The sequence below is a fragment of the Pseudoselenomonas ruminantium genome (assembly GCF_900113715.1).
Lineage (GTDB): Bacteria > Bacillota > Negativicutes > Selenomonadales > Selenomonadaceae > Selenomonas_A > Selenomonas_A caprae.
On sequence record NZ_FOQK01000022.1, the window covers coordinates 1 to 12,021 of the forward strand.

At 40.4% G+C, this 12,021-nt stretch carries 15 protein-coding genes; 13 read left to right on the plus strand and 2 right to left on the minus strand.

The window, feature by feature from the left end; all coding sequences use genetic code 11:
- The coding region (locus BM181_RS11095) for a helix-turn-helix domain-containing protein (RefSeq protein WP_143092176.1) at positions 1-264 on the minus strand (264 nt) is incomplete at its 3' end.
- Between the two features lie 101 nt (positions 265-365).
- Here BM181_RS11095 and BM181_RS11100 point away from each other — a divergent pair.
- From BM181_RS11100 to BM181_RS11115, 4 genes are all read left to right on the plus strand, one after another.
- Positions 366-1,664: a hypothetical protein gene (locus BM181_RS11100; RefSeq protein WP_143092177.1), complete on the plus strand. Its 1,299-nt coding sequence runs from the start codon at positions 366-368 to the stop codon at positions 1,662-1,664.
- 15 nt (positions 1,665-1,679) lie between these two features.
- Complete coding sequence (locus BM181_RS11105) at positions 1,680-2,561, plus strand: hypothetical protein (RefSeq protein ID WP_075444939.1); 882 nt, start codon at positions 1,680-1,682, stop codon at positions 2,559-2,561.
- A gap of 12 nt (positions 2,562-2,573) precedes the next feature.
- Positions 2,574-3,809 (plus strand): tetratricopeptide repeat protein, encoded by a 1,236-nt coding sequence (locus tag BM181_RS11110; RefSeq protein WP_075444941.1) that lies wholly within the window; start codon positions 2,574-2,576, stop codon positions 3,807-3,809.
- 98 nt (positions 3,810-3,907) lie between these two features.
- Positions 3,908-4,528, plus strand: coding sequence for an EcsC family protein (locus BM181_RS11115; protein ID WP_075444943.1), 621 nt, complete (start codon positions 3,908-3,910; stop codon positions 4,526-4,528).
- A gap of 573 nt (positions 4,529-5,101) precedes the next feature.
- Here the strand turns inward: BM181_RS11115 and BM181_RS11125 are convergent.
- Entirely contained in the window at positions 5,102-5,443 is a 342-nt protein-coding gene (locus tag BM181_RS11125) for a hypothetical protein (protein ID WP_075444947.1), read from the minus strand.
- Between the two features lie 142 nt (positions 5,444-5,585).
- Between BM181_RS11125 and BM181_RS11130 the strand changes: the two genes are divergently transcribed.
- From BM181_RS11130 to BM181_RS11170, 9 genes are all read left to right on the plus strand, one after another.
- Positions 5,586-6,116: an Appr-1-p processing protein gene (locus tag BM181_RS11130; RefSeq protein WP_075444949.1), complete on the plus strand. Its 531-nt coding sequence runs from the start codon at positions 5,586-5,588 to the stop codon at positions 6,114-6,116.
- Between the two features lie 98 nt (positions 6,117-6,214).
- Positions 6,215-6,631: a hypothetical protein gene (locus BM181_RS11135; protein WP_075444951.1), complete on the plus strand. Its 417-nt coding sequence runs from the start codon at positions 6,215-6,217 to the stop codon at positions 6,629-6,631.
- Positions 6,632-6,717: 86 nt separating this feature from the next.
- Complete coding sequence (locus BM181_RS11140) at positions 6,718-7,656, plus strand: SEL1-like repeat protein (protein ID WP_075444953.1); 939 nt, start codon at positions 6,718-6,720, stop codon at positions 7,654-7,656.
- A 39-nt stretch (positions 7,657-7,695) separates the two neighbouring features.
- The gene (locus BM181_RS11145) at positions 7,696-8,106 is read left to right on the plus strand and encodes an HAD domain-containing protein (protein ID WP_075444955.1); all 411 of its coding nucleotides are present in this window, start codon (positions 7,696-7,698) and stop codon (positions 8,104-8,106) included.
- Positions 8,107-8,390: 284 nt separating this feature from the next.
- Positions 8,391-8,621, plus strand: coding sequence for a hypothetical protein (locus BM181_RS15170; protein ID WP_143092180.1), 231 nt, complete (start codon positions 8,391-8,393; stop codon positions 8,619-8,621).
- The gene (locus tag BM181_RS11155; RefSeq protein ID WP_033170034.1) at positions 8,599-8,823 is read left to right on the plus strand and encodes a DUF6718 family protein; all 225 of its coding nucleotides are present in this window, start codon (positions 8,599-8,601) and stop codon (positions 8,821-8,823) included. Before BM181_RS15170 ends, BM181_RS11155 begins: the two co-directional genes overlap by 23 nt.
- A 225-nt stretch (positions 8,824-9,048) precedes the next feature.
- Positions 9,049-9,465 (plus strand): hypothetical protein, encoded by a 417-nt coding sequence (locus BM181_RS11160; protein WP_075444957.1) that lies wholly within the window; start codon positions 9,049-9,051, stop codon positions 9,463-9,465.
- A 121-nt stretch (positions 9,466-9,586) separates the two neighbouring features.
- On the plus strand, positions 9,587-11,068 hold the full coding sequence (locus BM181_RS11165; RefSeq protein WP_075444959.1) for a PcfJ domain-containing protein: 1,482 nt from the start codon (positions 9,587-9,589) through the stop codon (positions 11,066-11,068).
- A gap of 16 nt (positions 11,069-11,084) precedes the next feature.
- Complete coding sequence (locus tag BM181_RS11170; protein ID WP_075444961.1) at positions 11,085-11,918, plus strand: FtsZ/tubulin family protein; 834 nt, start codon at positions 11,085-11,087, stop codon at positions 11,916-11,918.
- Positions 11,919-12,021 lie beyond the last annotated feature (103 nt).

Here is a 12,021-nt window from a genome sequence, read left to right on the forward strand (position 1 = left end):
AAGTCGAAGTGCCAATTCTTGGTAAGAAATCTCTGTACTTAAATATAACTCTACAGCATTTACCTTGAATTGGAAAGAATAGGTTTCATTTTTTCTTGACCGTTGAAGCCCATCTTTCCCCATTTTACGATATTTTCCGACCCACGCTTGAATGCATTTTGAGGAAGGGATGTCATATTTTTTTGTTAAGGCAGTATATCCTATATGTCCATTCAAATACTCTTGGACTACCTTACATTTAAATTCTGCACTATATTTTGCCATAAAAAGACCCCCATAAGTTAGATTCCTTGGTCTAACTTATGGGGGTCTCTACAGTAACCGAACTGACGGATTTTTATGTTAATAATGCTGTGCAGAGTGTCATGGATAAGCTACCTGATGATATTGGTAAGGAAGAGTTTCAGCGTGAACTGGAGGATATAGCTAGGCAAGGTATTAGTTCTGTTCTAAATGGTCAGGCATTTGAAGATGAGCTTAAGAAGGGCGTTATGTGTGCTGCACGCTGGTCTGCTACATTTTATACGGAGAGAATATTGACGAGCATAGCCGATAAAATGCCCATTGGAATGGGGCGAGAGGTTGTACAAGGAGAACTGCAGAAATTAGTTCAAAGCGGTATAAGTGAGATTTGTAGTGGCGCTGATATGGATGCTGTGATAGGGAATATTGAAGAGCATTTTTCCTATAACGCAAAAGAATATTTAAAAGAGGAAAGTAAAAAAATAGGTGGTGATTGGATTGATAACATAGCGGGAGATTTCAAAGAAAAAGGAAGAGGAAAAGGGCGGAGTAGAACGAATAGACGGATAGACAATATTTCTGGGCACTTAAAAAATAATTTGTTTGCTAATATTGGTAGAAACTTTGATGAATTATGGGAAGGGAATAAGAATTTACCAACTGCATTAGGTGATTTAGTAGCTGATACTGCAACAAGTGCAGTTATGGATATTGTCCAAGAGCAAGCAGTTAAAATAGGTAACGAGTTATTGAAAAGTGCTACACAAAATATTCAAAAAGAATTGGTCAGTCGAATAGAGAATAAATCGTTAAAAAAATTAGCCAATAAAGGATTGAAGAAAACATCTAATTTAGATGGGGTATTGGAATTCGCACAGGATGCAAAGGAGATATGTAGCTATATAGAAAAATTTCTTGATGGTGAGATTAATCGTGCTGACTTAATGCAAAATATTTCTGATAAGGCTGCAAATTCCGTATCTGTAGCTGTGGAAAAAGTTGCTACAGTGTTAACTTTTGAAACCGGAGCTGCTGCGCCTGTTATTGGTTATATAGCTGGTTATGTCGCGGGGAACCTTATTCGTGAGGCCGTTGCACCATTTGTAAATGCTGCTAGAAAAGCAAAGTGGGCCAAAGAACGTTATGAAAAAATTCATGAGCTTTCGGATCAAGCAGTCAGACAAATGCAGGAACAGCGTTTTTTGTTTGAGCAGGAAACGGCAAAATTATTTAATAATAGGCAAAAGTTAATTGATGAAAGTATTTTTGCCTTAGATCAAGCCGTAAAAACAAAGGATGCGAATGTTGCATCTGCAGCGCTTGACAAAATATCGAGAGAATTTGGCAATGGAAATAAGTTAGTTACGTTTGAAGAATTTGATGATTTTATCATGAACGGCAAGGAAGAATTGTATTGGTAGAGGGAGGGGAAGAAAATGGTACCATTACTTTTAGGGGCTGCTGCTATTTGGGGAATAAGCAATGTGGCAGACGCTGAGTCAAACGCTAATGCTGCTAATAAAATGAATAAAGAAGCATCTGAACTGGCGCAGAGAGCCTATAACAAGGTTAATACTTCTCATGAACGAATGATGAATGTTTTAGATGATTTGGGTGACAATAAAATGCGTACCAGTGTGGCAATTGGTATGGCGGGTGACTTTATTGAAGACATTACCAAGGTATTGAAGCAAAATCGAGACACAAAATCACTACGAGAACTCGATGAGGCTGGAATAAATGAGAATATGTTATCACAAATGCATACATTATCACAACAAGCGCAGCAACTTGGTACAAATGATATAAAGCAAATAGATGTATCAGAAAACGAAAATGCTGTCTGTGTATTCGGCGCTTTAGGCGGTGCAGCCTTGGGATTTGGCGTAGTGGCAATACCTGCAATGTTTATATATAGTTTTATGAAATCAGATGAGGCAGAGGCAGCCTACTATGAGGCGAAAACGAGAGTAGACGAAGCTAAAGTTTATGCAGAACGTTGCAATAACATGAGTAGTCTGTTCAGTGCTATTGCCACTCGTGGGGAACAGATAGACGACTTATTGCATAGATTAAATGGATATTTTGTGCCCGCCGTGGAAGCACTGTCCCAAACGATGGACAAATTCGGTAATAATTACGCACAATACACAATGGAAGCAAAAATGACAGTACATTATTCCTTTCAACTGGCACAGACCGTAAAAACTATTGTGGAAACTTCTATGTTCCAGGAAGATGGAACGATTAACCCTGATATGGATATGACACTAGAAATTGGAGAGCAGACAATGGCATTGCTGGATGCTGATAAATGAGGTGGGGATAAAATGGATGTAGGGAAAATGCAAAATTTGCTAAAGGGGATAAAACAAGTTCGTGAGGGCAGTACAGACAGTGAAAAATTTTTAGCGGGAGAAAAGGCTAATCAAAAAGGACTTAAAGAATATAAAAATAACAACTATGGAAATGCTTTCAGACTATTTCTCACATCGGCAGAAAATGGGTATCCATGGGGAATGTATAATGTGGGTACTGCATATAGAGATGGAGAAGGTACTACACAGGATATGGAAAAGGCATTTTACTGGATTAAGAAGGCTGCTCAGAACGATATTGTCGATGCTATGTTTGAAATTGGATTAATGTATTACCATGCAGATGGAACTGAACAGGATTTGGTACAAGCCTTTGCTTGGTGTAAGAAAGCTGCGGAAAATGACCATATAAATGCAATGTGCTGGGTGGGTTCATTTTATGAAGATGGTGAAGGTGTCATACAGGATTTTAGCAAGGCATTAGAGTGGTATGAAAAATCTGCCGAAGGTGGTAATGAAAATGCAGCTTTTCATGCAGCTTATTTATATGATAAAGGAGCTGCTGGTGTGCAGCCGGATAGATATAAGTCTTTTTTCTGGTATAAAAAGGCAGCTATGGCTGGACACACTACAGCAATGAATAATCTTGGTATGGTTTATTTGACTGGCAACGGAGCAAAAATAGACCTAGTTTATGCGGCAGAATGGTTTATAAAAGCTTATGCAAAAGCGGATAACGATAAGAGTAAAAAGGTATACATAGATAACTTTGATGCTACACTGAAAAAAGCAGATGAAGATGAACGAGAAAAAATTGCAAAAATTATGATTAACAAGTTAGGGATAAAAGGAGCAGAAGATTTAATGAATAAGTTAGAGTCTTCTGCATCTACTGATTCGGATGGATGTTTTATTACTACTGCCGTTTGCGACAGCTTTGGTAAACCTGATGATTGCTATGAGTTATCCGTATTTCGTAGTTTTAGAGATAATTGGTTGTCTTGTCAGCCAAATGGGAAAAAATTAATTGAAGAATATTATTCGATTGCACCGCAAATTGTGGAAAAAATTAACTTGTTGCCAAACTCTAAAGAAATATACCATTCGATTTGGAAACAGTATTTGAAAAAGTGTTTGTTATACATAGAACAGGAACGATTTAGTAAATGCATGAATATTTATGTTGATATGGTGAGAACTTTAAAAGAAAAATATATAGGAGTTTATATAAAGAAGATACCAGACTAATAATGATGGGGAATATATGCAAAGTTAAATGGTAGGTTGCCTTATAGGCAACTTGCTTCGATTTTATCTGTGAATGATTATTGAAAGGAATGATAATTATGGATGAAAAAGCAATGGTAAATCTGTTAAATGCTGCCTATAATAAGGCATTAGAGGGATTGCCTGGCGCAGAATCAGCTGAAGAATTAGCAAAAGAATATCTTCGAGAAGCTGGTACTTTATCTGAAAAAGCTGATTCGTTGATTAGGTGGCAAATAGCTAAATGCTCTACGTCTGGTTTCTTGACAGGTATAGGTGGACTTATAACGCTTCCTGTAGCAATTCCAGCAAATTTAGCGAGTGTTATCTACGTTCAACTCAGAATGATTGCTGCAATTGCGTATATGGGCGGATATGATCCTAGAGATGATAAGGTTAAGACATTAGCCTTTGTTTGTTTATGTGGCAATAAGGCTAGTGATATAGTAAGGGATACACTAGCTGTACCATTGGCTAGAGCAATGGGGACTGTTTTAATAAAAAAAATACCTAACGAAGTGATAAAAAGAATAAATAGAGCTGTAGGAATGAGATTGGTGACAAAGTTTGGCGAAAAGGGAATGATTAATCTAGGAAAAGCAATTCCCTTCTTTGGGGGAATTGTTGGTGGAACTATAGATGGTGTGACAACTAACATTATTGGAGATACCGCAAAAAAATGTTTTATAAAGAACGGCTGATTGTATGTGTTTATTGTTTGAGATGATATTGTTATGTACATGAAAAACGAATGGCTCAGTTTGATGTGGAATATGTTGTCTAAATGACAGCCTATATTCACATCAAAATTGTGTGAATATCAATGCTGATAATTGTATAAAGAATTTTTTACAATAATTTTGTATCTAAATCAGAATAAGATGGCTCCGTTTGTTAAAAATTAATAGGAGAGGTTACTCATGAGTTTTGAGCAATTTAGTCTAAATAGTCGAATGAGAAAATGTGCCTTCTGCCGTCACTGGTATGACCTGACTAATTCATGCATTCGACCGAAGGCACCGAATATTGGTATTTGGGAGTATGATACCAGAGCAATGAGGATGTGTCTAAAACGTAATACGGATACAGAAGGATACTTTGGTTGTACGAAGTATGAGTGTAAGATTGTTGATGGAAAATAGATGATTTAAAATACGACTGAATGATTTGTAGCAAGCAAATGTCTATCTTCGTATCTTTAGCTGTATACTATATAACTGAAAAACACAGGCCGATTGAGCCTGTGTTTTCCTGATACCGTTTTGGTATAGATGCTAGTTGTATGCAAGATTGTTCTTCTGGGCAATGCGCTGGACATTTTCCATAGAAGTTGAGGCGAGACGGGAAATTTTTTCATAGGGTTCATGCTCGCGTAACATATTGAGGACGAATTCGGTAGTTTTTGCGTCAGCAGACTCTTTAGCGGCTTTTTTAGCGGCTTCTTCAGCTTGGACTTCCATAGCTCTGTTCCAACCCCATTTGAAGTTTACCATATCGAAAACCTCCTTCTGTTCCTTTTGGGCGAAGTAATCTGCCAAAAGGTCGTGTTCTTTGCAATAACGGATAGCCGAAGTGATGGCTGGGCGAAGAGTTTTGTAGGTGCGTTTGGGTTTCATCTTATATCTCCCTTCTAAGGTGATTATACTACGAATTCAGAGGGGGAGGAAGATTGAGATTCTGATTGAAGATTGATAAATGAGCAGGTATTGCGTGCTGGTTCACGAATAGTATATTTAAATGAACAGGGAGGTATGGTGAATGCTGGATGGAAAACTTAGCGCGGAACTGGAACGGTACCTGCTGTTATACTATCGTCCAGAGGGAGCAGCGGAAAAGAGTTTTGCTGATGAACCGGAGGATAAGGGTATATTTCCTTTTGCAGTAGGTGCAGTCATAGATATTTTGAAGGGGACAGATTCTTTGGCGCAGCATCTTGATATGTCCTTTTCAGAAAAGCTGATGTGGTGGATAAAGAAACGGAATCGGACAGCTGTAGAGATATATCATGCGGCAGGTATAACTAAGGCGCACTTTGCCAAAATCCGCAATAATGCGCAATATCATCCGACTAAGGAGACGGTGCTGGCTTTTGCTATAGCCTTGCATTTGTCATTGGAGGAGGCTGATGATTTACTGGAACGGGCAGGCTATGCGTTATCCAAATGTCGGCTGGGAGATATGATTGTGAAATGCTTTTTGGAGATGAAGCGTTACAATCTTGATGAAATCAATGAAGCGCTGTATATACACGATTGCAAGCCGCTGACAAATTGGCGTGAAAGCAAATAAATTTTCAAGGTTGCCTGACAGGATACCAACATAGGCAAAAATCTCTGTATAATCTAAGCAATCAAGGGATATCAGATGTTTTAGAGGAGGAGATTTGCATGATTTGGAATTTTGTTATCGGTGGCGTTGCAGGCTGGATGTTGGCTGCATTCATGAATGAAGAGAAGGCTGCTCAAAAAGCAGAAGTTACCCCGGAGCAGGCTTTGGAGGTGCTGGTAAAGGACATCCACGATGAAGCGCAGTGGGCTATGGAAGAATGCACTACGGACAAGGAGCGCGAACTTGTTTATGAACAGGTGAAGGAATCAGTACAGAAGATTCAACTGACTTTACAGGAACGGGGCGAAGAAATCATTGCTGACTTGCACGCACAGGTGGCTGATGCTCCCAGTAAGGAAGAAGTGGCTAACACAGTGGAAACTCGAGTGAATGAGTTTAAAAAGAAAATGGACAATCTATCGGACACGTTGACTCAAACTTTATCCGATTTAAAGCCGGCTTCGGTAGAAGGCTGATATATTTCTATATAGTATTGTATTTCAGCACAGGCGATAATTTCCCTGTGCTGTTGTCAGTGCTGTAGTATATGGAGGATAATGACATGACATCTATCTGTTTTGATAAAATATACATTCCTTTTGATGAAGAAAAGTTCATACGTCAGTGTATGGAAAGATTTGCAGAAATTCGTGATGATTTTGGCCTTGATGATGATACGCTGGAATCAGCAAAGGCAAATCCGCTGCTGGAGCGTCAGATTGTTCCAGTGTTGGAAGGTTGCAACAAGCAGGGAATCAAAGAAATTAAAAAGAGACTGCCGATGTGGGAAGTGATAAATAGAAAAAATTCATATTATGGTGTAGGGATTGCCTGCTTTGACTTTTCAGCTTGGAATGTAACTGACCTTACTGCTGACTTGGTAGAGCGGATGTGTGTTTATTATCGTGAGAAGTGTGGCTTGTTATATGGAAAAATGGAGCAGATACGGCACTATGAGGAAGTTATAAGGGCAAAGGAAGCGATGGCTACTTCCGGCGATGTGGAAGCGATGTTCTTTCTGGCAGAAGCCTATGAAGTAGGCCGCCTTTGCGTCCGTGACAGGGAAAAGGTACGTGAATTTTTCCAAATGGCCAAGCGCACATGGGCTGGGGACTTAGCAGAAAAATACAAGGCATGGCTGGATAAGGCGGTGCAGGACAGCGGTTTAGAAATGATAGGCCGCTTGGGGCGCGAGTATATAGAGGGTACCTTTGCTGAGAACGCTAAAAAGAATCACGATGTTAAACTGAAAAAAGAGATCAGGTGGCTCAATGAAGCTATAGAAGCCGGTGATGGCTGGGCAGCCTTTACCAAAGGAAATATTTGCTACTACGGCTACGGGCGCTGGGGCGAAAGAAAACAGGAAGCCTATAACAGCTATATGAAGGCTGCCAGGTCGAAGGATTCAATATACGCGCTGGAATACGGAGAACTGTGTTTTAGAAATGGTGATTTGAAGAAAGAAGTCGCGAATGCCTTAGTAAAAGCGCTTAACGAGTGATAGCAGCAGGTACCCACAGTTGAAAGTAACTTTTTAGATGTGGATGGTGTACTGAATTCTGCGCAGGACGGCTATTCGATACGGCTAAGGACAGATTCGCATTTGAAACTTTTGCAGCGCATCATAAAGGAAACAGGGGCTAAGATTGTCCTTTCTTCCTCGTGGCGGATAGGTTTTACGCCTGCTAGTAAAAACTTACTTGCACGGTTTAAGGAATATGGGCTGGAACTTATGGCTTGTACGCCTGAATTGTCCGGTTCATGTCGGGGCGATGAAATCCGTAAGTGGCTGGAGAAATTTGAAACTGAGAATGATGTGGAGCGATTTGCTATTCTGGATGATGAATCCGATATGGCAGAATTCACGGAGATGAATCTGATACAGACGGATACGAATGTTGGCCTGCAGAAAGAAGATGCCGTTCAGTGTATAAAAATGCTGAATGTCTAGCAGATGAAAACTGTAATATTGATGTAGTACACTTTTAGTTGACAGATATAAAATAATCATTCAGTATATAAAATGCTGAATTGAAAAGGATGGTAAAGCAAATGTCAACTGGAAAAAGATATAGCAACGATTATAAAGTACAGGCCGTAAAACTCGCTATGGAAATCGGTCAGACTCAAGCAGCAAAGGAACTTGGCCTCTCAAAAAGTGCGGTAGGCACTTGGGGTAGAAACACGCAACTTTAGCTTAGGAAATACGAGATATAATCGCTGAGGATGATTGGAATGATAATTATGGTAAGAAACGTATCGGGGAAGCACTTTGTATATCCGATTGAATTTCAGTTCAATACAGCGTATGACCGGCGATTGAATGATTGGTTACATAGCTATTTATACAAGAAAGGCTATGCACCTGATGTTGGTGGACGCTTACGAAAATTATATGAATCTGGCTGCATTCAATCAGAAGAAGATTTTAGGAGGGAGCTTAATGTGTTACTTGGTGGTGAATAATTTTGGTGAGCGTGGCAGTATTGCTGTCCAAATGCAGCATGGCCCTCGGCTTAGATCGCTGACGCACTATATTGAAGAGGTAAGAAAAGGTAAAGGAAGTCAAATTATAACCTTGAGCAATCCTGATGCGTATAAAGAGTATGCTCCTTATGATATATGCTCTGATGAAGCAGAATTTGTGCAAAAGGTTTTGTCAATGTGAAGGAAATAGGATGTATTATTAGACAGGGGAATATATAAGATATAGTTCGATACATAGAGGAAACAGCCGATTCTGTGATAGAATCGGTTTTTTTTTTGTAAAAAATTTGATGAATGATAAAACGACGTGAGATGTCATAGTGATGCGGTATCATCAGGATACAAAGATGGCACCTGCTAAAAATTGGCAGGATGTCTGCTGGAAGTTTGTAAGGAGGAGATTTGTATGATTTGGAATTTTGTCATTGGTGGTGTAGCTGGTTGGGTGTTGGCAAATTTGCTGGAAGAGGATAAGCCAGCGGAAAAAGTTGAGGTTACCTCGGAGCAGGCTTTGGAGGTGTTGATACAGGATATCCGCGAGGAAGCAGAATGCGCGATGGATGCATGCACGACGGATGAGGAGTGTGAGCTGGTCTATGCACAGGTAAAAGAGTCGGTGCAAAAGCTCCAGCTTACGCTGCAGGAAAAGGGCGAAGAAATCATTGCTGATTTGCGGACGCAGACTGCGGATGTTCCCAGTAAGGAAGAAGTGGCAGATTCCGTGGATAGCAGGGTGCAGGGGTTCAAAGAGAAGATGGAGAATTTATCGGAGGCATTGGATCAGGCGCTTTCCGATTTGAATCCTAAAGCGGCAAAAGCTTGATAACTTATAGTAGTTTCGCAATTCAGCACAGGCGGATATAGCGTCTGTGCTGTTGTTGCGATTGTGCTTTGGCGGTATGAGGAATTGATGGCGAGGTTACGAGGGAGTCTGAGAATAGTGAATGGACGCTAAGAAAAGGTGTTTTTATTACAATGCCATAGAAGATGATTGGCAGGAAGAGCCGTGTATACCGGGCGCTTTGGAAGATCGTCTGAAGGAACTACGGATAGATGACCAGCGATTTTCTTACATTTATTTGCCTTTGCGCTGGAGTGTGGAGATGCTTCCTGATAGAACGGTGGAGCTTGTTTTGCATAGCCAGCGCGTGACTTTGGAAGACAATGTGATTACGGAGGTTATGGATAAGGAGTGGACGATTGCCTGCGATATTGACCATGGCAGTGTACAGGGCTGGCCCGTGTCGATTGTAGAAAATACGGTAAGAAACTGGCGCAATGGGTATGTTTGTGGAGGTAATATCACGTTTCCGGAATTGCTAGCTGCAAAGTATGTGGATATTCCCGCGATGGTTATCGATATAGCCATTGGATATTTGCAGGAGATTGCTGAGGGGAAATATGGATTTCGTCCCAGTTATTTAGGAGAGGCGCATGGCTTGCTGCATTTGTTTGCTTATTGTGAATGCACGTTAGATCCTTCGCTTTATTTGTTGAAAGATGTTTTGGGACAGGCTGCTTATGAGGCGATAAAGGAACAAGGCGGCTTTGATGTTTATCGGGAATTGTGCAGATTTTTGTCCATAGAAAATCCGCCTCCCAGTCTGCGCAAGGCCTATGTGAGAAATCCCGAAAGCATATTGGTATATGTTTTCCTTCAGCAATGCGGCTTTACGGATATCAATATCATCCGGCGGTTTTTCTATCGGGAAGAGATTTTTGGTTATCGGCTGCTGGATATGCGCTACGATACTATCACAGAGGTGCTGAGTTTTAGTGGGGCGGGAGCCTATGAAATACGTAGTTTTCAACGTTTTTGCCGCTGGCTGCTGCGCCATCGTTCGGAAAAAGCCATTGCCCCGCGTGTGCTTAGGTGGTGTAATGACAACCTTAGCTATGCCGCAATGGATACGCTGAGAATGTTCATCGAAGCTGGGCTGGAATATCATGAAGATTTGATCGCTCGGGCTGTTTATCGCCGTCTGCTCAATGAAGGGCTTACCCAGGAAGTCCATGATGCACTGGTCGATGAATTGTTTGCCGAGCATCCGGAGATTGTAAATCGTTATAGAGATGCTGGGACGCCTTTTGAACGTAAGAATGCGGTATATGAATATAAGGACAAGGAATTGGCCTTGGAAACAGAACTCGGTGAATATACATTCCGGTTGCCCAAGGATACAAATGAATTACGTAAATGGGGCAATGTATTTCATAATTGTGTCGCCAGCTATGATTCAGCGGTTATATCCAGATGGTCTTTAATCGTCGCGATGAAAAAACAGGAAAAATACGTTGCTTGCATAGAGGTAAAACAAGGCCGGATTACGCAGGCATTGGGGCATTGCAATCAAAGATTGCCAGCAGATTATTGTACAGTGATTGCAGAATGGGCAAAAGAGAATAAGATTTTCTGCAGACGGTGATTGAGGAGAAGTAAAAATGTTCGAGTTAGCTGAAAATATGAATGAAGAATTGTGTAATCTCAGAGTGGCTTTTATTGGTAAAACCGCTGAGATGTGGAATCAGCAAGGATTTGCTGAAGAATTTAAGTTGCTAGAGGGAGACCCATTAGATTATTCCTCATGGAGGAGTGTAGATATTGGCTTTTTGCTTGTTGATGGCAGGGCGATGGAAGATGTAAATCATCTAAAAAAAGCGGTAGAAGCTGCTGCAGATACGTGTGTATCAGTGTTCATACCAATATTGATTTCTGAAGAAAAGATAGAAGTACCAGCACCATTGTTGACTATGAATCCTGAAAAATATGAAGGAGAATCTGATATTTACAAGAATATATACTATGCTATTAAAGCTATATATGATGTTGTGTGTATTCCAGGATTGGTAAATCTTGATTTGTGTGATATCAAAACAGTTTGTAAGGATAAAAAGAATTTATTGTTAGCGACAGGGGAAGCTAAGGGTGAAGGCGCAAGTATGAGTGCTGTTATGGAGGCTATAAATAAACTGACTAAACAGCATGAAAAAGCGCAAAGTGTAGGTAAAGATGTTCTGTTGAATGTTACTGGCAGCGAAGCCAACATTAGCATGTATGAAATTCAAGAAGCTAGTGAAGCAATATACAATTGGATGGAGAATAAGCAGGCAACGATTATTTGGGGCGCATCTATTGATGATTCGATGGAGGATATGATTCGAGTGTCTGTTTTGATGGGGGAATCAAGATGCGTGAGGCATAACTATTATGTTGACAAGTCAAAATCTGACTTGTCAATCTCGCCCGCTTTAAGTGTAGGAATAAATATTCGATAACTTTGTGATAATCGACGTAAAATAAGCTGGAAAATGTGATTTTCGGGCGCTGGACGCGAAGAATTTTGTGATGGACAGATAAAAAGGGCCGGGCTATCGATGC